19 protein-coding genes, 1 tRNA gene and 2 pseudogenes are annotated in these 26,373 nt (G+C 34.5%); 12 read left to right on the top strand and 10 right to left on the bottom strand.

Annotation, left to right across the window (positions count from 1 at the left end; genetic code table 11):
• Positions 1-32: 32 nt before the first annotated feature.
• Positions 33-103: transfer RNA gene (locus AD998_15380), tRNA-Gln, on the bottom strand.
• 156 nt (positions 104-259) lie between these two features.
• A complete protein-coding gene (locus AD998_15375) occupies positions 260-2,074 on the bottom strand; it encodes an acyl-CoA dehydrogenase (GenBank protein KOY87346.1) in 1,815 nt (604 codons plus the stop codon).
• 326 nt (positions 2,075-2,400) lie between these two features.
• On the opposite strand from AD998_15375, the gene AD998_15370 reads away from it, so the two are divergent.
• Complete coding sequence (locus AD998_15370; GenBank protein KOY87345.1) at positions 2,401-3,318, top strand: hypothetical protein; 918 nt, start codon at positions 2,401-2,403, stop codon at positions 3,316-3,318.
• A 32-nt stretch (positions 3,319-3,350) separates the two neighbouring features.
• On the opposite strand, the gene AD998_15365 is transcribed toward AD998_15370, so the two are convergent.
• Entirely contained in the window at positions 3,351-3,974 is a 624-nt protein-coding gene (locus AD998_15365) for a hypothetical protein (GenBank protein KOY88235.1), read from the bottom strand.
• Positions 3,975-4,082: 108 nt separating this feature from the next.
• On the opposite strand from AD998_15365, the gene AD998_15360 reads away from it, so the two are divergent.
• Together AD998_15360 and AD998_15355 are read left to right on the top strand one after the other, a co-directional pair.
• Entirely contained in the window at positions 4,083-5,549 is a 1,467-nt protein-coding gene (locus AD998_15360; protein ID KOY87344.1) for a nitrate reductase, read from the top strand.
• 83 nt (positions 5,550-5,632) lie between these two features.
• Positions 5,633-6,040, top strand: a complete 408-nt coding sequence (locus AD998_15355; GenBank protein KOY88234.1) for a hypothetical protein — start codon at positions 5,633-5,635, stop codon at positions 6,038-6,040.
• A gap of 9 nt (positions 6,041-6,049) precedes the next feature.
• Here the strand turns inward: AD998_15355 and AD998_15350 are convergent, their stop codons facing one another.
• The 7 genes and pseudogenes from AD998_15350 to AD998_15320 form a co-directional block, all read right to left on the bottom strand.
• Positions 6,050-6,523 (bottom strand): hypothetical protein, encoded by a 474-nt coding sequence (locus AD998_15350; GenBank protein KOY87343.1) that lies wholly within the window; start codon positions 6,521-6,523, stop codon positions 6,050-6,052.
• A gap of 56 nt (positions 6,524-6,579) precedes the next feature.
• Positions 6,580-7,161 carry a hypothetical protein gene (locus AD998_15345; GenBank protein KOY87342.1) on the bottom strand — a complete coding sequence of 194 codons (582 nt, stop codon included), beginning with the start codon at positions 7,159-7,161 and terminating at the stop codon, positions 6,580-6,582.
• Positions 7,162-7,212: 51 nt separating this feature from the next.
• A complete protein-coding gene (locus tag AD998_15340; GenBank protein KOY87341.1) occupies positions 7,213-8,310 on the bottom strand; it encodes a hypothetical protein in 1,098 nt (365 codons plus the stop codon).
• Positions 8,311-8,444: 134 nt separating this feature from the next.
• Complete coding sequence (locus AD998_15335; protein KOY87340.1) at positions 8,445-9,410, bottom strand: hypothetical protein; 966 nt, start codon at positions 9,408-9,410, stop codon at positions 8,445-8,447.
• Between the two features lie 146 nt (positions 9,411-9,556).
• Positions 9,557-10,246 carry a hypothetical protein gene (locus tag AD998_15330; protein ID KOY87339.1) on the bottom strand — a complete coding sequence of 230 codons (690 nt, stop codon included), beginning with the start codon at positions 10,244-10,246 and terminating at the stop codon, positions 9,557-9,559.
• The gene (locus tag AD998_15325; protein KOY87338.1) at positions 10,247-12,106 is read right to left on the bottom strand and encodes a hypothetical protein; all 1,860 of its coding nucleotides are present in this window, start codon (positions 12,104-12,106) and stop codon (positions 10,247-10,249) included.
• 375 nt (positions 12,107-12,481) lie between these two features.
• A pseudogene (locus AD998_15320) lies at positions 12,482-13,120 on the bottom strand (hypothetical protein).
• A 220-nt stretch (positions 13,121-13,340) separates the two neighbouring features.
• On the opposite strand from AD998_15320, the gene AD998_15315 reads away from it, so the two are divergent.
• The 9 genes and pseudogenes from AD998_15315 (at position 13,341) to AD998_15275 (ending at position 26,358) form a co-directional block, all read left to right on the top strand.
• The gene (locus AD998_15315; GenBank protein KOY87337.1) at positions 13,341-14,561 is read left to right on the top strand and encodes a hypothetical protein; all 1,221 of its coding nucleotides are present in this window, start codon (positions 13,341-13,343) and stop codon (positions 14,559-14,561) included.
• A 3-nt stretch (positions 14,562-14,564) separates the two neighbouring features.
• The gene (locus AD998_15310) at positions 14,565-16,091 is read left to right on the top strand and encodes a hypothetical protein (protein KOY87336.1); all 1,527 of its coding nucleotides are present in this window, start codon (positions 14,565-14,567) and stop codon (positions 16,089-16,091) included.
• Between the two features lie 127 nt (positions 16,092-16,218).
• Positions 16,219-16,722, top strand: coding sequence for a hypothetical protein (locus AD998_15305; protein ID KOY87335.1), 504 nt, complete (start codon positions 16,219-16,221; stop codon positions 16,720-16,722).
• Positions 16,723-16,749: 27 nt separating this feature from the next.
• On the top strand, positions 16,750-18,549 hold the full coding sequence (locus AD998_15300; GenBank protein ID KOY87334.1) for a hypothetical protein: 1,800 nt from the start codon (positions 16,750-16,752) through the stop codon (positions 18,547-18,549).
• 36 nt (positions 18,550-18,585) lie between these two features.
• Complete coding sequence (locus tag AD998_15295; GenBank protein KOY87333.1) at positions 18,586-20,304, top strand: hypothetical protein; 1,719 nt, start codon at positions 18,586-18,588, stop codon at positions 20,302-20,304.
• A gap of 104 nt (positions 20,305-20,408) precedes the next feature.
• On the top strand, positions 20,409-21,224 hold the full coding sequence (locus tag AD998_15290; GenBank protein ID KOY88233.1) for a hypothetical protein: 816 nt from the start codon (positions 20,409-20,411) through the stop codon (positions 21,222-21,224).
• Positions 21,225-22,142: 918 nt separating this feature from the next.
• Positions 22,143-22,589, top strand: a pseudogene (locus AD998_15285) (hypothetical protein).
• A gap of 71 nt (positions 22,590-22,660) precedes the next feature.
• A complete protein-coding gene (locus AD998_15280) occupies positions 22,661-23,119 on the top strand; it encodes a peptidylprolyl isomerase (GenBank protein ID KOY87332.1) in 459 nt (152 codons plus the stop codon).
• Positions 23,120-23,226: 107 nt separating this feature from the next.
• Positions 23,227-26,358: a hypothetical protein gene (locus AD998_15275; protein KOY87331.1), complete on the top strand. Its 3,132-nt coding sequence runs from the start codon at positions 23,227-23,229 to the stop codon at positions 26,356-26,358.
• Positions 26,359-26,373 lie beyond the last annotated feature (15 nt).

Here is a 26,373-nt window from a genome sequence, read left to right as displayed (position 1 = left end):
AGCCCCTAAACTTAGAGTTTAGAGGCTTGAAGTTGCCCGAACTGGATTCGAACCAATATACACAGTACCAAAAACTGTAGTCCTGCCGTTAGACGATCGGGCATCTTATTTTGATGACACAAAATTAGAAGATTCAGTAATACAACGCAAATTTTTTTTACATTTTTTTTACATTTTTTTTTATGCTTAAACGTAAAAAACTGTATTTCAATAAAAAAGCTCGTATAATTTACGAGCTTTTTATTCAAAACAACATCTATTAAACAATTGAAAATGGATATTCATTTTTCTCAATCAATACTTGAGCTACTCTTTGAAGAGTTTCTTTCTTGTTGATAGGGTCTATTTTAGTGAATCTACGTAAGCCCATAAGCATAGCTCTTTGCTCATCTGCTGTTGCAAAAGAGTTTACAGCATCTCTACCTGCTTTCGAGAATACATCTAAAGATTCATGTAAATATACCAACGCCATGTCTTTTTCTGTTTGGCAAGCTTTCTCACCACGTAATTGAATAAGCTTCTCTACACGTAATAATACAGACTCAGAAACAAATACTTCGATTAGCATGTCAGCCAAATACATCATGATTTCCTGCTCATCAGCGAATTTAGCACCAAATTTTTGAGCAGCAGCACCAGCTACCATCAAAATGCACTTTTTCATGCCTTTTAAAAGAGCTTTTTCTGCTGAGAATAACTCACTATAATCAGGAGTTGCGAAATCAGGAACAGACATCAATTCTTTTGCTACGGCTTGAGCAGGACCTAAAATATCCAATTCGCCTTTCATGGCTCTTTTTAAGATAGTTCCGACAGCCAAAATTCTGTTGATTTCGTTTGTACCTTCAAAAATTCTGTTGATACGAGAATCTCTGTAAGCACGCTCTACAGGCGACTCGGCAGAATAACCCATACCACCATATATTTGTACAGCTTCATCTGTAGAAAGGTCAAGCGTTTCAGAACCATGTACTTTCATGATAGCACACTCAATTGCAAATTGCTCAAAGCTCTTCAATTTAGCAGTTGCTTCATCCATACCCTGAGCCATATAAGCCTGAATAGCACTTTCTATGTTTTGTCCTACACGATAGTTTGCTGAATCAGTAGCATACACACGGGCAGCTACCAAAGCTAACTTCTGACGAATAGCACCAAATTTATTGATAGAAACACCAAATTGCTTTCTTTCATGAGCATAATTGATTGCATGATTCAATGCTGCTTTTGCACCACCATTGGCAGAAACTGAAAGCTTGATACGACCAATATTTAAGATATTAACAGCAATCTTGAAACCATTTTCACGAGTAGAAAGCATGTTTTCTACAGGCACTTTACAGTCATTAAAGAAAATTTGACGAGTGTCAGAACCCTTGATACCCATTTTCTTTTCAGGCTCATTCATCGTGATTCCTGGAAAATCTTTGTCTATGATGAATGCAGTTAGGTTTTTATCGCTATCTATTTTTGCAAATACAATAAATACATCTGCGAAACCACCATTGGTAATCCACATTTTCTGACCATTGATGATGTAATGCTTACCATCTTCAGTCAAAACGGCTTTTGTTTTACCAGAGTTAGCATCCGAACCACTATCTGGCTCAGTTAAGCAATAAGCTGCTTTCCACTCACCAGTAGCCAATTTAGGCAAATACTTAGCTCTTTGGTCTGCATTTCCATAATACTGGATAGGCAATGTACCAATACCAGTATGAGCTGAAAATGCTACTGCAAAGCTATGTCCACCACCTAAATAATCTGCTGCAAGCATCGTTGAATTGAAATCCATACCAAAACCACCATACTCTGTAGGTACGCCAATACCCAACAAACCAAGTTCACCTACTTTACTCATTAGGCTACTCATCAATTCAGGGGTTTTTGCGTAATCTATTTCGTCAAGGCGTGGCGTGATTTCTTTAGCAATAAAATCTTTACAGGTTTGGGCAAGCATTTTTTGCTCTTCTGAAAAATCTTCAGGAATGAATACAGTATGGGCAAGTGTTTCTTTAATCAAAAACTCGCCACCTTTTACCAATTCTGCTTCTTTGTTTTGCACTGTTTCCATTTTTATAAAAATTATTTGGTTTTACAATAAGAATTCAAAATTATATATTGATAACACAAAGGTAAACAAAAATGTTATGCAAGCCGAGTATTTTTTTTTAAAAAATAATGATAATTCAATTTTATGCACTATTTTTTTGTACTTTTATGAGTTGACATAGTACTTTGCTAAGTATTTGAAATACTTGCTACGATTTTTTTACAAAAACCTTATGCTTTTAAAAGTTTTTTTCTAATTTGGTCAGAAGAAAACTTTAGTTAAGCAAAATCGTTTCTTAAAAATTGCGTTAGCTTAATAAATTTGAACTTAAATTCTCAAACAGTGTCATGGAAGGTATTAGTTTTGTTACAGACTATAAAGGTAAAAAAATAGCAGCCCAAATAGATATTATTAAACATGCTGATATTTGGGAAGAATTTTATACAAAATGGTATTTGAATAAATGGTGGAACAGTTTAGAAAAAGCATGGAAAATAGCTTTTAAAGATGCTATCCGAATGGATAGTGATGATGAACCCACCATCACCGAACTCAAGCAAATTTCTGAACTTACTTTTTTTGTTTGTAAAGATTATAGAATTGATAATTTAGAGCCATTAGAGGCCTTGCCACACATAGAAACATTGGTGATTGCAGAAACAGAGGTAGATGATTTAGAACTTGTAAAACAGTTTGAGCATCTCACACACCTTGACTTAATGACCACACAAGTTCGTAGTCTTGAGCCTTTACGTAACATGCGTAGGCTGGAGGAAATCTATTTTCACGATACGCCTATCAATTCTTTAGACCCTGTTACTCATTTATTCGGTCTTCATACACTTGCTTTTGGAAAAACCAAAGTAAAGGACTTATCACCTTTACAAAACCTTAGAAGACTTGAAAGAATATTTGCAGCAGAGTGTTTGGTAGAAGACCTTACACCCATTGCTGGTTTGGAAAAACTACAATACCTCAATTTCCAAAAAACCCGCATCAAATCTATAGATCCTATCAAACGTTATAAATATCTCGAAGAACTATATATACAACATACTTCAATTGAAAGTCTGGACGCATTGAGAGGTATGCAAAGACTTGAAAGTTTGGGAATTAGTCATACAAAAGTAAGTAGTTTAGAGCCTTTGGTACATTTAAGAGGTTTGAGAAATTTGTATTGCTATAACACAAATATATCTGAAGAAGATATTGAGCGTTTCAAGAAAGAACAACCCAAGTGTAAAGTAGTTACAGAAGATTTTTAATAAGAAAGCCCCAATTGGGGCTTTTTTGTTTTCTAAAAGAAGGTTGGTAGGTTATTCATAAAATATACAATTCTTTCAGGCATCATGACTCCCACAAAAACAAGTCCATATAATGAGCCATACAAATGAGCTTCGTGTCCAATATTATCTCTTGCATTTTTAGACATATAAGCAGAATATAAAACATATAAAACTGCATAAACAATCCCAGGGATACTTACAGGTATTGGAAATATCAACAGTCTCATATCAGGTTTCATAATAACAGCCATAAAAATAACAGCAGAAACAGCCCCTGAAGCTCCTAATGCTCTATAACCAGGGTTTCGTTTGTGTTTGAAATAGACAGGAATATGAGAAAAAACTATTGCAGAAATATAAAATATGACATAAAAATAACGATACAAATCGGCATCATATTTTTCTAAAAAACCCTGTTCAGCATACTGACCCAAAAAATACAAGGAAACCATATTAAAAATCAGATGCAGATAATCTGCATGTAAGAAACCTGAGGTAGCAAAACGATACCATTGTTTTCGTTGATGAATATGATAAGGGCTAAAAATCCAATTTGCCATTAAATTAGGCTGTGACCAAGCCATAAAACTAATAAGAACTGTAACGACGATAATAATAACGGTTGTTTCTATCATGAAAATTTGCAAATAAGGTTGCAAAATATAGAATCTCTATTAAAACCCCAAGAATTTTTTATTCGATGTATTTTTTGTACTTTGCAGAAAAATAAAATACTATTATTAATGAAGAAAATAAACCGTAGAAAAGCACTCAAAGATATAACTATTGCATCAGCTACATTGCTTTTATCGCCAAGTTGTATGGCAGATGATCAAAAAAAAGATAATAGCAAAAAAATTACTGTTGGCAATAATGGAGAGAAACTAGGGGAGGGTGATTATAAAATGGTCATCAAGAATGGAACACTTTATACAGAAGGCAAACTCCAGAAAGACTGGTTTTTGGGTATTACTGATGATGGTAAACTAAAAGTAAGCCAAACAGCTTTACAAGGAAAACAAGAAATTGATGCCACAGGCAAAATTGTAAGCCCTGGGTTTATTGATATTCTGGCAGATAACGCAGGAAACCCACAGCAAACTTATACTATCTTTGAGAAATATAAAGTTTCTGATGGACTCACAACAGTTTTGCAGATGCATGGAGGGGCAGAATATCCCCAAAAATTCCATGAATATTTTGATAAACTGCCTCACAGAGTAAATTATGGAGTAAGTGTATTTGTGATGCGTTTGCGTTTGGCGTATGCTTCCCTTGCAAAACGTTATGAACTTGCTGAAAGAGGTTTGAAGGAAGGAGCTATTGCTATGGCTCATAGTCCAGAGTATCAGCCTGATACTACTTACACTGAACTCAAAGAATACGCAAAAATAGCTCAACGCTATAATCGTCCTTATTTCTTGCATCTGCGTTATTCTTCAGAAGACAAAGAACAGGAAGGTATAAAAGAAGCCATCAGACTTACAGAAGAAACAGGAGTACAAATCCATATTGACCACATCAATTCTACGGGTGGCACATTTAATATGGCAAAAGCCCTAGACTTGATACAAAATGCTAATGCCAAAGGCTCAAAAATTACGTGTTGTGTATATCCGTATAGTTATTGGGCTACATATCTCATTTCGGAACGTTTTGGAGGAGATTGGAGAAAACGTTATGGAATCACCTACGAAGATTTAGAGATTGTAGGAACAGGTGAACGAGTAACAGCTCAGACATATCCAATTTACAGAAAAAGAGGTGGTTTATTGGTGGCTGTGCCTCCAGGGACAATGCCTTTTGAAAAAACCATTAATTTGGCTCTCCAAACAGATTTTTGTATGTTTGGCTCAGATGGTGGTATCGAAAAAGAACCAAGAGCCAACTCACACCCCAGAGGAGCAGGTTTTGCAGCTACAGCTATACGTCATTGCCTCAATATGGGTCTGACACTCGAACAGGCTCTTGAACGCATAGTTACACGCCCAGCCAAACTCATACAGCCAGCCATGAAGGATAGAGGCGATTTGAAAAATGGTAATTGGGCTGATGTAACCATTTTTGACCCTAAAACCATCAATGGAAAAGCCACTGTTGCGAATCCTAATCAGTTTTCTGAAGGCATAGATTGCGTAATTGTGAATGGTGAAATTGCCTTCCAAAATGGAAAACTCCTGAAACAAGCAGGAAAGCCCATCAGATATTAAGAAAAAAACAAAATAGAGCTATAAACCATGAGCTCTATTTTTCTTATATTATATTTTTTATGAAAAATTGGATAAGTAAAGTAATCACCTATCAACAAGCTACTCGCTGGAGTGTATTTCTTTTTAGTTTTTTTGCAGTATTTCATTTTTCTATAATTATAGGTATTATTTTCTTTAATTATGTTCCCATAGATTATTTGTGGGGAGGACGTATGCAAACTAAAGAAGAATTGATGGTTTTTGAGATAATTTCCATGACTATTATGGGAATATGCCTGTGGGTAGTGCTTGTACATGCTGGGAAAATCAAAATGCCTCGATTAAGAGGCTTTGCAACGGTTGTTTTATGGATTTTGGTAGTTTTGTTTGTACTTAATACTGTTGGAAATATTGTTGCCAAAACCACTTTCGAAAAGTTTTTCACGATTGTTACAACTATCTCAGCAATTTTATGTTTGAGAATGGTTATAGAGAAACCTTCTCAGAGTTAAAATTCAAATCTATTCTGCTTGTATGGTAGATTCTTCTTTTTTTATGTTAAGAATAGAGCCTACCAAAAGACTCACAGCTCCATATATATATGTTAAAGTTTCTATAGCTGAACCCTTAATCAGTTGAAAAGTTATGATAATACCTAAGATTGCTATTGTAATAAGGACAACTTTCGTCAATATAAAGTTTGCATTTATTCTCTTCAATAAATAGAAAAGTAATAAACAAACTAAGAGTGTTGGTAGTGAGAAAAAAATTGAGGCAAATACAATAAATATATAGCTAGAAAGGCCATTGATAACACCTTCAATAATTCCTTTAAGCATATCAAGAATGTTCCAATTAAAAGAGGAAGAAAGTAAACCATTAAGCATAAGTGGGATAGGAGCTATTAACAAAGTTAAACCCCAATGTTTTAAAGGGTAATATTTATCCATAGTGAAAAGTCTAAAAAGTTCTCCAAATCTAACAAAAAGCACCATTTTTTGTAAATAAAGGTGTTTTTTGTGTTTTTATAGTTATAAAAGAGCATTCATGATTATAATTTTTTCATTGGATTTATTGAAAATCCATCAGTTGCACTCACCAAATGTCTTGACTTTTTATGACCCTTTCGAAAATCCAATATTCTCCAATATTCTGTATATGCTTTGGTGGTAGAAGTAGGGAAAATACGCAACTTTATATTTTTATTAAAAGAGATTTTCAAGCCTCCATATTTATTAGCCTTTGCTGAAATAATAATTAATTCTTCTTGTTTTATTAATTTATGAAGCTTTATATCTCTTAAATTAGCATTAAATTCATAATAATCATAATTTTCATCATACTCATCACTTTCATCAGCTCGTTCATATAAATCATCACTACCCACTATTACATGAGATCTATTTTCAAATCTCCAAGATGCTTGAAGATGAAGACCAAATAGTCCAATATTTCTATTTTCTCCATTTTGCTCGATTATAAGAGTCCCAAATTTTAGACATTCCATATTAGCAGCTCTTGTTGTATGGGTAAATGGAATATCTACTAAACTCTTTAAAAACTCATTAACATCTTTTAATTTCATCTGATATACATTTCTATTCAAATCTAACAAAAAAACACCCTCAAGCAAATGAGGGTGTTACATTTATGTTTCGATAGTTATAGTAATTATAAAGGAAAACTATTTTTTCAAGGCATTTTTGCTTTGGTCAGAAGTGATTTCACGAAGAGCTTCAAACGATTTTGCACTCGAAGCACCATCTATTGCCTTCACTGCGAGTTCTTTAGCCTCACGCAATACATCAGAAAGCTGTTTGTTAAGAGACGCAATTTTTTGCTCTTGTTGTTCAATATTTTTCTGTAAAGCCTGTACTTTTACTTCATTGAGGCGTTTTTTACCTTCTATTTCTTTAGCCAAAATATTCTCTTTGATGGCTGCATCTCTACGAATCGCTCCTTTCACACTTTCTACAGAACGCTGAATCTCTTTGGTTTTCTTCTCATCAAGTTCACTTGCTTTGGCTTTTGTTTCAGTATAATCTGTTTCTTTGTCTGCAATCTCTTTTTCTTTGGTTGCCCATTCTTTGGCTTTTTGCTCTTTTAAATTAGCCAGAGCCTCTTGCAATTGCTTTTTCTCTTGTTCGTAAGTGTCTTTTAGCAAAGCTCTTTCCTGAGTAAGAGTGTAGTTGTACTCATCTTTTTCACGTTTACGGCGTTTGCTGAGTTCTTCATTGCGTTCATTAAGTTGAGTCTGGTATTCAGACTGCTCTTTTTCCCAAGAAGCCTCTATTTCATCCAATTTTGCATTCAAAGCGTCTTCTTTCTGGCTGTATTCTTTGGCAAATAACTCCGATTTTTCAAGATATTCTTCCAAAATATTAGCAAATGTATCTTCTTTGATTTCGCCAATTTCGTGTAATTCGTTGATGTAAGCTTCTATTTCAGAAATTTCATCTTGTAGAGAACCCAATTCTGACGATTTTTGAGTAAGTTTTGTAGAAAGCTCACTCACAGCATTTCCAAAACCTGAACGGATACGCTGGAAAGCATCTATCACATCTTCTATTTTGTATTGAATAACCGTCAGAGATTTATCTTTGGGAATGCTACTTGTATCAACAGTTGTAGAAGAAGGAGCTTTGCCTAACTTGGCTTCTAAACTTGTCTTTTCTTTGTTTAGTGTGTCAACTTGTTTTGTAAGTTGCTGGTTTTCTTTTAAAAGTATTTGATATGCGTCGAAAACTTCTTGTTTTGTGCTTTTTGCATTGATAGATGCCATAATAGTAGAATGTTTTTATAATGAAGAATTTGAACCAAAAATTATGAGTATCATGATTGAGTATGGAGTAGAGAAATCATTTGTAAGTTTTTGATTAGTAGGTTTTCATAGTAGACTCTCTACTCCACACACAATTAAATTTGTTTTACATCCAAAGCTTTTGTAGAAAGCTCTTGTATCTGTACGATTGCCTGATTGTACTTTTCTGTCAGCCTTGTAACTTCCTCTTCATTTCTTTGAATGATAGCCTCCAGAGTTTGGATTTGATGTTGGCTAATTTGCTCATTAGCTTCTTCTTCCTTGGCAATCAGTTCTTGTTTTGCTTTAATTTCTTTAGAAACATCCGAAGCAGCTTTGTCTGTTTCTTGTTTAGTTTCTTCTTTAAGTTTTTGGTCAAATTCTGCAATTTTCTGTTTGTTATCTTCGTATTCTTTTTGTTGAGTTTGTAGTTTTTCTTCTCTCTCTTTCCATTGTTTCTCTTTGGTTGCATCAGTTTCGGCTAACGAACGCTCCAAAAGTTTTTTATCCTCTTCATATTTGTCTTTCTCTATTTTTTGTAGGCGTTCCCATTCGTACTGATGTTTCTCTTTCTCTTTTGTTCTTTCTTTTTCTATGTTACTATCTTCTTCTTTTACCTGAATATCAAATAATTCCTGCTCTTTTTTCCACTCTGCATTAAGTTGTAGTTTTTCTTCATCAATTTCTTTAAAAGTCTTTTCAAATTGCTCTTCCAAAGCTTTTAAACGTGTTTGATGTTCTTCTTTCAAAAGATAAAAAGCATCAGCTGCCAATTTTACTTCTCTAAGGCGTTCTAAACGTTCTGTTTCTACTTTGATAGCATCTTTGAGTTCATTATATTTATCCGACTCATCTGAAAGAGTAGAAGACCAATCTTCCAAATTCCCTGAAAAATCTAATTGGAGTTCACTTAAGTTCTTGATAATGTTGTCAATAGTATAAGTAGCTGCTTTTTTTACAGTTTCCTGCTTTTTTACCAAAGCTACTAGTTCTTCTTTGGTAGCTACTTGTTGCTTGTCACTCTGATACTTACTCAATAAGTTCTTAAATTCTGCCTGAATAGTTTTTTTACTCTGTTCCATATAGATTCTAGGGTTTTTATTTGATTGATGATTCAAAATAAAAACTTTACTACGTAAGATTATTGAGTAATAAAAAAGTGATACGAAAATATTTTCAAAATGCCTAAATAGGAATTTCTACAGTGTTTTTTTTACTCCGTAAAATATTAAGAAAAAATCTGAACTACTTTAGAATGTTGTTCTTGGGCTAATTTTCTCATTTTTCTAAAAGCAACTCGTAAATAATGCCCATCTTTAAGATTTTTTTCTGCTTTTCTGCAAATTTTAACACATTCCTCCCAGTTTTCAAGGTGTCTTTGTATCTCGGCTTTGAGTAGCCAATTCTCTTCAGATTTGGAGGGTAATATTTGATATAAACGACTGATATTTTGTTTGTTAAATTCGATAAGGGTATTGTTGGGTTGGTAATTAGAATCATTATGAAAAAAGCCATAAAAAGCACCACTGATGCCTTGCTCATTTCTAAAAAAATGATTGTAAGTTTGCCAAGTATGCAATCTTACATAACATTCTTCTTCTTCATTTTCAAAAAATTGTATTTCTACAAGATGTTTCCAAAAATTAAAATCAAACTGCTCATCTGCTTCAGGGGCTTCTTTCCACTCCAAAGGCGAATCATATTTTAGAACTCCTAAAGTATACTCAGAGTGTACCCAAAAAAAATGATTACAATGAGGGCAGGCATTTATTTTGAGGTTTCCATAAGGATTACCACCTCGCCCTACCACTAATAAATCTGACCATGTATAACTCGGAAAGCCTCCAATAATGACATGCTTCTGATGTATTTTGTGGCAATTGGGGCAAGCTATAATATGAAGTGTGCTGATAGCCATTTATAAAGCTATTTTGTAGGTTTGGACATTGCCAACTTTATCAAAAACTTTGAGTTCAAACTCTCCAGAAAGTGTTTCGGTAGTGAGTGGATCTGTCCAAATCATGGCATTTTTGTTTTCATATTCCATCAAAATAAACTTTCCATTCAAATAAGCTTTAAAATTGGCAATACCTGAGCCATAATCACCAATTTGGAAAACTAATTTCTGAGGTGTTTTGCGAATCAGTCTGATGGTAGGAGGAGTATCATCTCTTGTTATCTTTAAATCATTTAGATAACCAGTTTTGATGGTAAATGTGCTATCATTGAGGTCTGAAAACGTATATTTACTTCTTTCAGATTGGATAAAAGCCTTTTTTAATTCAATAATTGCATTTTTTTTATGATTATACTTCACTTCTGCATCCCAAATAAGAGGTTCATAAACTTTTCCAATATAAAAATGTGATGATTTTGCTGAAAAATCAAGATAAGAAGTATCTGCCAATGCCCCATTTGGAAAATATACTTCCATAAAAGGATCTTTATAGGTATAATTTGTTCCAGAAGGAATCATTTGTTTGCGAAAAGGCATTTCGATATTGGCGGATTTGATTTTCAGAGGAACACCCTTTCTCAAATCATATAAATAAACAGCTTCATTTCCTTGAATATAAGCGATAGGTAGGCTTTCTTGCTTGTTATCACTCAAAATAAGGTCAATGTTTCCTTCACTACCTTTCAGATAACGAGCCTTGATAATAAGTGTATTTTCATCTGTATCTTGGCTCAAAATGGCTGAGGTAATCAGTTTAGAATTATTAATGAAACTAGGCTTTTTGCCTTCGAGAGTAAGAAAAAGCGTTTTGAAATTCCCATTAACATCCTCTAAATCAAGCTCTAAATTATAACTTTTACCATCTTCTACCAATATTTTGCCATTTCCTTTATAAATTCCTAGTCTATTGCCATCTACCTGATAAAAACGTTGAAAATTAGAACCCGTTTGTTTGAGTAACTTATAATTGATATGTAAATTCATTCCATAAAGTTCATACATTGGAAAATGATCAATATGAAATGAAAAGATTTCTTTGCCATCTACTCGCAGGCGAGCTTTGGTCGTTGCATAAGTGCTTGTAGCCCCCTGAGCCATATCCCAAGTGATACCTTCCAAACCTACCAGTCCATAAGCACTAATGGGTTTGAGAATGCTCCAACCTTCTTTGGTAGCTAGAGGGGTAGCCCTATAAATCTGATATCTACTTTCAATTCTGCTTTCAGAAGAAAGAGGCGAAATGGCTATCTGAAACAATTTAGGAGGAATATTGTCCTTCTGAATGTCATAAAAAAATTGTGGATTGAGGACAAAATCTGCAATAGTACGAATTTCAAAATGTAAATGAGGTCCATAAGAACCACCTGTATTGCCCAAATAACCAATTATTTCTTTGGTGGTAACAGGCAATTCTTCTACACTTGGAAAAATCTCTACCTCAAAACTTTCTTGCTCGTACTGCTTTTCTCTGATATAACGCCTGATACGAGGGCTAAAATCGGAAAGGTGAGCATACACACTTACATGCTCGGTTTCAGGATGTGTAACGTAAATAACATTCCCATAACCAAATGTAGAAGCCTTAATTCTACTGATATAACCTTTATAAATGCTATGAATAGGCTCACCTTCTTTGTCTGCAATATCCAAACCACAATGAAAGTGATTCGGTCTGATCTCACCCATATTGCCTGTTAGCACAATCTTTCCGCTATCAGGCTTTACAGGAAATACATATTTTCCTTTGAAATATGTTGGATTTTGGGCAAAAGATATATAATAAAATAAAAAGCTAATGAATAGGAAACTAAGTTTTTGCATAGATATTTGATGTAAAACTATGATGTCAGTTTTACAAAGTTATGAAAACTCTTGCTAAAAAAATAAAGAAGTCTAAGAATTTGACGGTGGAATGCTCATCCAATTTTTTATTCTTTCATATACTTCCATTTTGGTTTGAACCTTAAAATGATTGGTTTGGGCAAATTCATAACAATTTTCAGGAGGAAAATAAAAATGTTCATGCCCTTCTGCTTTTGCACTTTCTGTATTGACCAAAATATCACCAAATAAATGAGTAAGCCAATGTTTTTCGTCTTTGGTAAGTCTGCCCGCAATGATATAATAAGATGCACCTTCTATTTTTTTGACTCCTTTTTGTGTATTATGAAGCAAATTATCTGTAATTTGGTTATTCCAATCATCTTCTCTCAAATAACCAAATCGTAAATCTTTGATGCCAGCACTTCTCAAATTGATGGCATCACCCACAAGTCTTGTTTGCCAATTGGGTACTTTTTCAAGGATATTAGTGGTTACATTAGCGAATTTCTCTAAAAATGAACCAGCATGAGGCGTTGCAAGTAAAAAAATATTTTTTAATTTTTCAGTCCAGCCGCAAGCTTGTTCCTGAGCATAATGGCAGGCACTATGAGTTACCAAGCCACCCATACTATGAGAAATAATGCATATTTCTTGAATAGGGACAGGATAGTTTTTATACAAGGTTTCCAATAAATCAGCTAATTTTTTCCCGTTATCCGAAATATGTGAACCTGTGTTGTAACGCAAATAAAATGGAGTAAACTGAAAGTCATTTTCTAAAAATGTTCCATAATTGGTTTTATCAGGAAAATCCCAAGCTGTTTCGTTGTGTGTAAGTCCATGAATTAAAATACAAACTTTTCCACTCAAAACTGAATTTCGTTCAAGACAATATTGTTTCAAGGTAGAAGGCTCTAAGGATAGTTTTTTGTCTTGATAATAAAATGCCATAGAGATTTCTAAAAAGCTATTTTCAAGCTTATCTCCTACGGCACCATTTAAAATACTCAAGCCTTGTGAGGCTATTTTTTGAAATTTTTTTATGAAATTAGCCATATTATAAAGTGTTTTAAAATATAATAAAGGGGCAGAATAACAAGTTAAAACACTTTTACGTTTAGAAAAGAAAGGTGAATGTGTGTTAGCTTTATATTTTTTATTACTTTTAAAGTTACGAATATTTATTTAAATACTGAAAAACTGATTATAATTATATTTTAACTTATTTATGATGTTGAAGAAATTATCATTGCTACTTGTATGCTTTTTGTTTGTGTTTCAGGGGGCTTTTGCTCAATTACAAACTGGTTTTTGGCGTTTTGTACTCAAAAATGATGGAGGAGGTATTCCATTCAATATGGAAATTGTTGAAAAAAATAAAGAATACAAAGCCTATTTACTCAATGCAGAAGAACGCTTAGAACTTGAAACTATTATATTTTCAGAAAAGAAAGATTCTATCTATATTCCTTTACATATTTTTGATGCTTCGCTTGCTTTTAAGTTAGATGGTAAAAAAATGAAAGGGCTTTATAGAAAGCATTACAATAAAATAGACCAAGAAGTAGAAGGAACTTGGGGTGAAAAATACCGTTTCTTAAAAGAAACATCCAAACTTAACACTAATTTTACAGGAAAATGGCAAACCACTTTTACCAATGCAGAAGGGCGTAGCTATCCTGCTGTGGGAGCGTTCAAGCAAGATGTAGCCACAGGTAAAGTTACAGGCTCATTCCTTACTACCACAGGCGATTATAGATACTTGGAAGGTAATGTATATATGAATCAGATTTATCTTTCTACATTTGATGGAGGCTTTGCGTATCGTTTCTATGGTGCTATTGAAAATGATACACTTTCTGGAGAGTTTTGGTCAGGGAAAAACAAAGCTGGAACTTGGAAAGCTATTTATAACGAAAAAGCTACCCTGCCAGATGCCTCAAAGCTAACTTACCTCAAAGAAGGCTATAAAGAAGTAGATTTTAAATTCCCCAATTTAGAAGGTAAAACTGTTTCTCTTAAAGATGAAAAATACAAAGGTAAAGTGGTTATTTTACAGATATTTGGTTCTTGGTGTCCCAACTGTATGGATGAAACTAAATTTCTTTCAGATTGGTACAAAAAAAATAAAAATAAACCTGTTGCTATTATTGGATTAGCCTACGAACGCAAACCCGAATTTGAATATGCCAAACAAATGGTCTCAAAGGTAGCAAAACGTTTCAATGTAGAGTACGATTTCGTAATTGCAGGTACAAATGACAAAGAAGTAGCTTCCAAAAGCCTTCCTATGCTCAATGGCATATCATCATACCCAACTACTATTTTTATTGATAAAAAAGGACAAGTAAGAAAAATACATACAGGTTTTGCAGGACCAGGAACAGGTGAATATTATCAAAAATGGAGAGAAGAATTTAATACACTCATGAATACTTTACTCAAAGAGTAATCCATGAAACTCCTTACAGCAGAACAAATCAAGGCTTTAGACCAGTTTACTATTCAAAATGAGCCTATTGCATCCATAGATTTGATGGAAAGGGCTTCTTGGGCTTGTATAAATTGGATTCTAAAAAATATAGAGCAAGAGCATTTTACCATATTTTGTGGTAGAGGCAATAATGGTGGTGATGGACTTGCTATTGCTCGTTTGCTTTTCCAGCAAGGAAAAGATGTAAGTGTTTTTATTTTAGAAATCAGTAACCCTACACTCGATTTTCAAGCTAATTTACAAAGAATACCCCAAGAAATAAAGGTTTCTTATATCAATGAAAATGCTTTAAATGAAATTATTATACCTAACCAAACCACCATCATTGATGCTATTTTTGGCGTGGGTTTATCCAAACCTCTTCATGGTTGGGTTGGAGAAATTGTGAAGTTTATCAATTTTTCCAAAACAAAAGTAATAGCTATTGATATGCCCACAGGCATGTATGCTAATTTGCCCCAAGAAAAAAATACTCCAATTATTAAAGCAACTCATACACTCACTTTCCATAAACCCAAACTCAATATGTTATTACCTCAAACAGGCAATAATGTAGGTAATTTGGTAGTTTTGGATATTGGATTGCTAACTGAATTTGAAAATAAGATTGACAGTCAGTATTTTATCAACACATTCCCTGAAATTGCAAGCTTATACAATCGTCTGCAACCACGCCCCACTTTTTCACATAAAGGTTCTTATGGACATAGCCTGCTAGCTGTAGGAAGTTATGGAAAAGCAGGAGCTGCTACTTTGGCTGCAAAAGCATGTTTGAGAGCAGGAACTGGTTTATTGTCTGTTTTTTCTTCTACTTGTAATCATACTATTCTACAAACATCTGTCCCTGAAGCCATATTTATGGACTCTGAGACAGATACATATATTTCAGGAAAACCCAATTATAGTCGTTATAATGCTATTGGAGTAGGTTCTGGGATAGGTACACACGAAGAAACACAAAAATTTCTGAAGTTTTTAATCCAAGACTCCCAAATACCATTGGTTTTGGATGCAGATGCCTTGAATATTCTTGCAGAAAATTCTACTTGGTTAGCTTTTTTACCTCCAGAAAGTATTCTTACTCCTCACCCCAAAGAGTTTGAAAGGCTTGTAGGTTCTTGGCAAAACGATTATGAATGTTTGGAACTTTTACAAAATTTTGCAAAGAAACATCATATTTATATTGTTTTAAAAGGTGCGTATTCTAAGATAGCCACTCCTGATGGAAAAATTTTAATCAATACTTCTGGCAATGCAGGCATGGCAACAGGTGGAAGTGGAGATGTGTTGACTGGCATTATCACAGGGCTTTTAGCCCAACATTATACTCCTTTAGAGGCTACTTGTATAGGTGTATATGTACATGGTTTATCAGCTGACTTGGCTATAAAAAAAATAGGACAACTTTCTCTTATAGCTAATGACATCATAGAACATCTTCCTGAAGCTTTTATAGAATTTCAAAAATATTCTACTCAAAAGACATAACTTTTTTTGAGAACAATCGTATAAACTTCTAAAGCTCAATAATAAATTAATTGGAAAGTACATCTTAATTATTGAGGCACATCTTTTATTTTTTTAGCTCAAATTTTACTAAAATTGTTACAAAGCCATGAAAAAAAGCCTATTGATATTCGCTATTCTCATAGGAGCTACTCTAATTTCTTGTAAAAAGAAGAAAGATGAAGACCCAGCTCCAACGCAAAATACACCTACAACAGGTATTGATAAAAATAAGCTTTTAGAGTTAGTGAACAATTTACGCACAACAGGTTGTACTTGTGGAAGTACCAACATGCCCAAAGTAGCAACAGTTGTATGGCATGACTTACTTGAACAGTCAGCAACAGCACATAGTAAAGATATGGAGACAAAAAAATACTTCTCTCATACATCTCAAGATGGAAAAAATCCTGGACAAAGACTTACGGCTGTAGGGTATGCTTGGACAACATGGGCTGAAAATATTGCAAATGGTTATACTTCTGAGGAGGCAGTAATTGAGGGTTGGAAAAATAGTGAAGGACATTGTAAAAATATCATGAATGCTAATATGACAGAAATGGGTGTTGGTAGAAGTGGAAATTACTGGACTCAAATTTTTGGAAAAAGATAATTATACTATTATAAACTCACTACAACTATGCCATTACCCATTATATCTACATTTGGCTTAAAGGAAGCAAAACATTTACTTCGTAGGGCAACATTTGGAGCAAATAGAGCAACCACCCAAACCACTGCTGGGGCAGGTGTTGGAATTGTCAATAATCTTACAAATTTTACGATGCCTCCAGACCCCATCAATGAAGATGGCGTGAACTGGACAATGACCAAGCCCCAACCCGAAGAAGAGGACTTTAAAAATGAGGATAATCTAAAAGCTTGGTGGCTCAGTAGAATGTATGAAGATAATACATCTCTTGAAAAACTCACTTTTTTCTTACATACAGTTATCACAACCAAAAGAGGAGTTGTTGGAAGTAGCCGTTTTGTGTATCATCAAAGTAAAATGTTTCGTAGATATCTTGTCAATGAGTTTGCAGGAGGAGGTAATGCTAATTTTCAGAATTACAAAGATTTGATACGAGAAATGATCTTAGAAAACTCTATGCTGATTTTCTTAGATGGGCGTATCAATGAAAAAGGTTTACCCAATGAAAATTTTGCAAGAGAACTCTTAGAATTATTTACCCTAGGTAAGGGTGATACAATTGGTGCTGGAAACTACACTAATTACACAGAACAAGACATTAAAGAAGCAGCAAGAGTACTAACAGGCTGGACAACAGATGATTTCTTCTCAACAAATCCAGCTATTACGGCTCCCAATTTAAGTACAGCAACAGGACTTTCCACAGGAAAAGTAAAAACAAACCTTCTTGCAGGTGGTGTAGAATTTGCTTATGCCCATGATAATGGTACAAAAACTGTTTTAGGGAGAACCATAACATCACCAGCAAATCCAACACCCTTGAGTGCTTATCAGGAAATTGTGGATTTGGTAGATGCTATTTTTGCTAAACGAGATGCTCAAGGTGTATTAGTGGCTTGTAGATATTTTGTAAGACGTTTGTACAGATTTTTTGTACACCATCAGATTCCTGCAAGTGTAGAAAATGGAGTTATCCGTACACTTGCCCAAGATATGGAAGCAAATGGGTTTAGAATAGCACCTATTATACGAAACTTACTTTCAAGTCAGCATTTTTATGATATGGGAGCCTTAACCAATGATGGTGTTTCAACAGATGGAGCAATGGTTAAATCTCCTATGGAAGTGGTGTTAGGCACACTCAAATATTTTGATGTAGGAACTTTGCTTAATGGTTTGCCCAAACCTTCAGGACTTTCAGCAGGCAATGCCATGAATTTCTATATGAAATGGGGAAATATAGATAGACAAATGTTACTGATGGGCTTGGATTTCTTAGAACCCTATGATGTAGCTGGTTATGAACCTTATCACCAAGCCCCAAACTATGCAAGAAACTGGATAACAACCAATACGCTTGCTAATCGTTATAATTTTATCAGAAATTTGCTGAATCAAAGCAATGGATGGGGGTTTTCAGTTGATGCTTTTGAATGGGCAAAAAACAACAGTGGAATACCCAATATCAATACCGTTGCAACACAATCTGTGATAATAGGAGGGGTAAGGCTTGCCAAAGATTTTACTAAACTTGTGGCGGATGAGTTTTTACCACTTGCTATCGAAAATACAGAACTTACTGATAAAAGAGTTAATTATTTTGCTTTTTATCACATCAGAGATATTGCCACTGTAAACCCTGCTGACCCTGCTCAAGATGCTCGATTCAATGCTTGGGCTTTTGGTTGGAATAGTGCCAATCCTGCTATTGTAGAGAGTAATGCTAGAGGGCCTCTGAGAGCATTGTTAAGTGCTATCTTGCAAAGTCCAGAGTATCAATTGTTTTAAAAAGTATTTGAAATCAACTCAAAAATCTCAAGCCCTATGAAACGCCGTCAATTTTTACGCAATACATCTCTTTTTACAGCAGGTACCTTCTTTTTAGAAGGCACAGCATTCAAGCAACTCTATGGCTTTCCACAGGTTCAGGCTTTAGCCAAAGCCTCTAAAAATGATAGAATACTTGTTGTTTTACAATTACATGGTGGTAATGATGGTCTAAACCAAACCATTCCTATCAATCAATATGCAGAATACTACAACCTACGTCCCAATATTGCTATTTCAGACACAGGTTCAAGAAAATATATAAAATTAGACAACTTCCTACCAGAAGACCAACAGTTAGGTGTTCACCCTGATATGCTTCCTCTCAAACAAATGTATGATTTGGGAAAGGTGAATATTATCCAAAATGCAGGTTACGAAAACATGAATGGTTCACATTTTAAGGGTAGAGATATTTGGTTTGGAGGTGTAGGCTACAATGACCCTATTACATCAGGTTGGATAGGTAGATTTTTGGAGATGGAGTTTGAAGGTGATGGAGGTGTAAACCCCAAATTTCCTGAAGATTTTCCCAATTCTGATATGTTAGATCCTTTGGGACTAGAGTTTAGTGGTGGAGATGTTTCTTTAGGTTTTCATACTGAAGATACAATCCCAACAGCAATTTCAATTCCTGATCCTGCAAGCTTTTTTGACTTGGTAACAACTCTTCCAGGTTATGATGAAGAAATTTTAAAATCCATTGATAACAGAGGTTTTCCACCAGCAAATTTAAATGGGTCTTTATATGCAGAAGAACTAAAATGGATTTTGGGTATTGAAGATGGCACAGACGATTATGCCAAACGTCTCCAAGAAGTGTATAAAAAAGGTGGTGCAACATCCATTGATTATCCAAGCCGTTATCCACTTTCTGCACCAAGTGGAGCATTGAATAATCCAATTGCCAATAATTTTAAGATTATTGCTCAATTGATAGGTGGAGGATGTAAAACTAAAGTTTATATGGTTCGTATGGGTGGATTTGATACCCATGTAAATCAAGTAGAACGCTACGATAACTCTCTAGGGGGACACGCAGCTCTTACCTATCATATTTTTGCAACGATGAAGGCATTTCAAGAAGACTTGAAAGCAAGAGGTGTTGAGGGGCAAGTGGTAACAGTAACAATGTCTGAGTTTGGACGTAGAGCTAAATCTAATGCAAGTTATGGTTCAGATCATGGTACAGTAGCTCCAATGTATGTTTTTGGAAATAAAATTAACCCTGGTGTAATAGGTAAAAATACAAACCTTACCAAAGCTCAGGGAAGTGGAAACCTCTCAGATGCAGCAGGTGATATTACAGATTATAGAACAGTATTTAATACTATTTTGCAAGATTGGTTTGAAGTAGACCCTTCTAAAATACCTATTATTTTACCTAACTATAATGCAAGTTTAACTGTTCCGCTTTTCAATGAAAGCCTAACACCGTTGGATAACTTCTTGAATGAACGTTATCGTTTGGAAGATGTTTTCCCAAATCCTGTTGTGAAAGAAGCTCATTTTAGTTTTTACATCAACACTGCGTCTCATGTAAAAGTAGTTTTAAGAGATTTGAGAGGTAACAAAGTAGCCACTCTGATGAATGAATTTAAAAATGAAGGACAGCATACTTTTATAGCTGATTTGGTGAATTTGAGAACAGGAACTTATGTTTATTCTCTTGAAACCAACCAAATTAAAACATCCAAAAAATTGATTAAATTGTAAATTATACTATAAAAATATGCTTTTGTAGTTCTCAAACCTAATTTTCCAAAATGAAAAAGCGAATCATAGTTTTTTTAATAATTCTGATAGTCCTTCCAACTTTATTGGTAGCCCAACGCAGAAGCTACAAAGCACCCAAAAAAGACTTTCTAGGAAGTTTTGATGACTCACAATGGTGGATAGGCTTGCATGGAGGTATCAATGTTTCCAAAGCATTGCCTCTCAAAAGTTATGCAATTGTAGAACCTATTACTGGAGGTTTCATAGCCAATAAAGATTATGAAGGCTTTAAGAGAATAGGTGTACAAGCAGGAGCAAGACTCGATTTTAACTTTCATACTAACTTTTCAGCGAGCTTTCAGCCTACTTATACCAATATGAATTATGGGTATAAAGTAAATTATCAGTGGACAGGGCAAGATAATAATATATTAGATTTGCAGTATAACCACAGGCTTACACTCAATTATTTAGAAATGCCTATAATGGTTCGTTTTGATATTCTACGCCAACAAATCAAACCCTATGTACAAGGAGGTATTGGTTACGGATTACTTCTAAAAGCTGATAAATACATTGAAATTGAAAGCAGAGATGCTGCATCAGGAGCAACAAATCCTATTCAAAATGATTCGCCTATTATTGGAGCTAAAAATCTGTTTATCAATTCTCAATTTATGTGGTATTTGGGTGGTGGATTTAGCTATGATGCAGGAAATGTACGTTTGGGTGCTGAATTGAATTATAAGCAAGGCTTGAATAATATCACTAATCGTCAAAACCGCTACTCCGATCAACGTATGATAGGGATGCTTGATGCTTTGGATGATATGACACTTCAAAATATTACAATGGAATTCTATTGTGTTTTCCCCATGAAATTCTTACAAACAACTTCATTTAGAAGAGTAAAACCATAAGTTTCGTATCTAAAGTATAGAAATTATATTTAAAAAAAGACTGTAAAGTGGTTTTCATTGATAATTAAATTCAAAAATGTACAAGGTTGGATAGCCCAACCTAATTTTAGAAAAATTCCAATACCTGACATTTTAATATCTATAAAAATGAATAAATCTTGGATACATATATTATTATTTTCCTCTTTATTACTTTATGCTTGCGATATTTCTAAAAATAAAGAAGTAAAGCCCGAAGAAGTTTTTGTGAAAATCTATGAAAATAATCAATTTGATAGAAGTTTTACACCATTAGACATTAAGCAAACGGCTGATGGAGGCTTTTTGATTTTGGGCGAATATACAGGGTCTGCGTTTTCTCCTTATCCTGCTGTATATCTTATGAAAACACAAGCAGATGGACGTTTTGAATGGGAATATTTGGCTCAGGATAATTATGTAACGCCTATTTCGGAACTATTACCAACAGCAGATGGTAGTAGTTACGAATTTTTCTGTTCAGCTCAAACTGATAGTTTAAAACCTGTAAGACTTTCGGCTACTCAAACCCCTGAACAATTAGCAAAATATAATATTATCAGAACGCTTACAGCCAACAAATTAGCTGATGGAAATTATGGATTTGTAGCTTATTCGCAAAATAGCCAATATACTACAGTTGCTAAAGGAAATGCAGGAGGAAGTGTTCTTAATTCTAAGCAATATTATAATCAAGACAATACATTCATTGAAGAAAGGATAGATAGACATTTGCGTAGAATCAGAACGCCTTTGCCTATGCTGATGGGTAGCAGAGGGGGGAATGATTTATTTTTTACGGCTTTCCGTTTATCAAATATTGCTGTGATGAGTGATGATTTGAGTACAAGTGGTTCAGAGCCTAAAGGCATTATCAATGGGAATAGCTATGATGCAGCTATCAGTGCTATGACGCCTATTAGTGGAAATACTTTTGCAATGGCTCGCTACAATGCTGATGGTGAAAATGTATTTATTACAAGAGCAGAGGTAGCTCCTACAGGCACATACACCAATACAAGTTTTAGAGGCAATATTTTACCTGAACTTTCAAAATTTGCCCGTGTTATTATCAAAAAAGCTACCATTGCTCAAAGAAATGTATTATTATACTTTACAGACACCAAAAATGGTCAGATGGTACTGTTTATTTATGACGAAACCACAGGCGGACTGATTAAAACTCGCTATTTTGGCTCTTCTAATACTTTTCAGGCAGGTAATCTGACTCTTACCCTTGATGGTGGATTGGCTGTTGTAGGTAAAACTTATGTAGCTGGTCGTTTTGGTAGAATATGTCTATTCAAACTCTCTCCTAAGGAGTTAGAGGCTCTGGTAAAGCCTTAGATTATGTCAAAATATTTTGTGTAAAGTAGAATTTATACTAACTTTGTTTTTTAAATTCTAATCCTTTTTTTATGTTAAAAGCAGAAAATGGTCATGTAGTAAAAGTGCATTATACAGGCAAACTAACTACTGGCGAAGTATTTGACTCTTCTGAGGGTAGAGAGCCTTTGGAGTTTACTATGGGAGAGGGTCAAATGATTCCAGGCTTTGAAGCTGGTATCTTAGGCATGGCAGTTGGTGAAAATAAAAGTATTCCTGTTCCTTGTGCTCAAGGTTATGGAGAGGCTTCAGCAGAGATGATACTTGAAGTTCCTAAAAATCAGCTACCTGCTGGTATGCCTATCGAAGTAGGAGCTCAATTAGCTATCAATTTGGCAAATGGTGGTCAAATACCTGCTGTCATGACTATTGTAGGTGAAGAAACTGTAACCATTGATGCCAATCACCCTTTAGCTGGTAAAGACTTAGTTTTTGAAGTAAAATTAATGGAGATTAATCCTAAAAAAAGTAATATTATTTTATTTGATTAAATTCAGTAAAAAAATAGCAGACAACTTCGTCTGCTATTTTTTTTATGTCTAAATGAAAATATAATTATTCTTATATTTTTTTGTACAAAACACAAACAATAAATATTATGAAAAAGATTTTTTACACTGCATTTTTTTGGCTAATTGTATTATTTAACCTAAATGCTCAAGTATATCCTTACACAGAGGATTTTCAATCTGTGAATGGTGCTGGAACAAGCTGTTTTGGAGATTGTTCTAATACATCTACATACCTTTCTGGACAAGGTTGGACGGGTGCCGACATAGGTAAATGGAAAGTTAATGATGCCTATGGCAATCCAACTGCTACACCTGCCAAAGGACTTGGCACAAATCGTTTTAGTGTAGGTGCAGGTATTACCACACTCGAAATTATCACACCTTCTATTGGTGATATTACTTCTGCCTCTGTTCTAAAATTTGACTACAAAATAGTGACAGGGAGTTCTTTCAATCAGTCTTATACACTGGCTGCTGGTGAAGAAGTAAAAATACAAATATCTGTCAATGGAGGTACGTTTACAGATATTCATACATTTACAAATGCCAATCATACAGCAACAGCATCTATGACAGCATTTCTAACAGGATTAAGCTCTTTTGATAACCCAGACCCTGCTGCTGAAAATGTAAAATTCAAATTCATTTATAAAAGAACTGACACTGGAAATAATCCTGTATGGATTTTTACAATGGATAATATTAAAGTTGAAGATGCAGGAGCTGATGCAGGAGTCATTGCTTTAGGGGTACCAATATCTGGTTGTGGCTTTACAGCAACAACACCTATTACTTTTAAAGTGAAAAATTATGGAGGAACAAGTCTAACCAATGTGCCTGTACAAGTAGCTGTAACCAATGGTACAACAACCAATTATAATACAGTAGTAGCTGGACCTATTGCTTCTGGAGCAGAAAGTAGTGTACAAACTGTAAATGTAGATATGTCAGTGATTGGAACATATACGATATTTACACAAACACAATTGGTAGGTGACACAAATTCTTCCAATGATACTACAACAAAAAATACTACTAATATAGCCCCGAAAATCATTAATGCTACAACTACTTACTCCACAAGTTTTGAAACAGGAGATGCATCAGTAGCTCAATGGACAATTATAGATGGAGCAGAAACAGTAAGTAGTACCAGCAGAAAATGGCAGACTAATACAAATTTGGCATCAAATGGTACAACATCCATGTATTATGGCTCATTTAACCAAACAGTAGTAGCAGATGATTGGCTCATAACCCCTTGTTTACAACTTCAAACAGGTAAAACGTATGAAGTAAGTTATAAGGTTGCAGTTAAATCTGCTGGTGGAGCATCTTATGGTTTAAAATTAGGGAATAGCACTTCTACAAGTAGTTTTACAACTTCTTTATACACAACGCCTGCAAGTTATTCAACGCCTCTGGATGTAAACAGCAATGCTACTTTTGTTGTCCAAAGACATACTTTTACTGTAAGTTCAAATGGGATTTATTACTTGGCTTGGCATGCAACTAGTGGTGTACCTATTTTCAGTGATGAAATCAATATGGATCAGGTTCTGATTAAAGAACTAAAAACTACAGATGCTGAACTGATTTCATTTGATACGCCTTTGCAAAATGTTACAAACTGCTATTCAGCTACTGAAGATGTAAAAATAACCATCAGAAATTCAGGAAGTAGTTCACTTTCTAATATTCAGGTTACAGTAAACGTAACAGGTCCTGTAACACAGACACTTTCACAAACAGTAACCTCTTTGGCAGCGGGACAAAGCCAGCAAGTTACAGTAGGACAAGTAAATATGACCACACAAGGAACATATCTGTTTGCTCCAAGTATTACAGTTACAGGTGATGAGGATACCTCTAACAATACAGTTGCAAATGTCTCAGTGAATGGTGGAGCTTCTTCTACCCCTATAACTAGTGTGAATTTTACAGGATATACAGGTACCACAACTAATTTGAGTAGTACATTTGCAGGCTGGTATGAAAAAAGAAATGATGTGAATTATCCTACTCCTGGTGATGGAGTAGGTTCTTATTGGACGCAAACATCACGTTTTAATGCAACCAATGGTACAAATGCAGTTATTAATCTTTTTTCTGATGCAACCCCTAATCCCGATTTTCATAAGAATGACATGATTGTAAGTCCTCTCATCTTGATGGGTAGTGGGGGAAACTTGACTTTTAAGGTAGCTTTGACAGATTACTTGAATACTTCGGCTGATAATATGGGTTCCGATGATTCATTTAAGGTTATAGTTCTTACAAATTGTGGTGTTACACAGACTACTTTACTTACAATTAGTGTAGCCAATAGCAATGTTCCTGATAATACTTTGAATGATAATACAAGAACAGTTGATTTATCAGCATATAATGGGCAAATTATTCAAATTGCTTTTGTAGGTAGTACAGGTACAGTTGTTGATACACAAGACTATGATTTTCATTTAGATGATATCAACATTACAGGGGTAGTAGTGGGAGCATTTACAGTAAATTTGGGAGCAGATCAAAGTGTGTGTAGTACAGGTTTCCCTATTGTATTAAATGCAAATGTTACAGGAGCAACTACATACGCTTGGACACGAAATGGTTCACCTATTGGAGGCAATACACAAACTCTTTCTGTAACACAAGCAGGTACTTATGTTGTTTCAGTAACCAAAAATAGTGTAACCAAAACAGATGATGTAGTAATTACACAAAAACCTGATGCTACTGCATCATTTACAAGTGCTATCAATAATCTGCAAGTAACATTTACCAATACATCTACTGGTGCGGGTACTTATACTTGGAATTTTGGTGATGGTGGAACATCCACAGATGCAAATCCTACTTACACTTATGCCAATGCAGGTACTTATACCGTAACACTTACAGCCACTTCTTCACAAGGCTGTGCAAACGGTACAACTAATGCAAGCATTACAGTAACTCCATTAGCCATTGAAGATGAAGCCAACCGTTATGCAGAAATTTATCCAAATCCAAATACAGGCTCATTTACAGTACGTATGAAAGAACAAACTGCTGGAAATACTCATATTGAGGTTCGTGATTTATTGGGTAAAGTAATATGGACAAAAAACAATGTGAGCCAAGAAGAATCTTTATCTATCAAAATGCCTCAAGGTATGTACATTTTGGCAATTAAAACAGAAGATAAAATGATAACTAAACGTATTCAAATTATAAAATAAAAAGTTTATGATGCA

This window comes from bacterium 336/3, from assembly GCA_001281695.1.
In the GTDB taxonomy this organism is placed as follows: Bacteria; Bacteroidota; Bacteroidia; order Cytophagales; family Thermonemataceae; genus Raineya.
The sequence above is the reverse complement of the archived record's forward strand: the minus strand, read 5'-3'. Positions and strand labels throughout refer to the sequence as shown.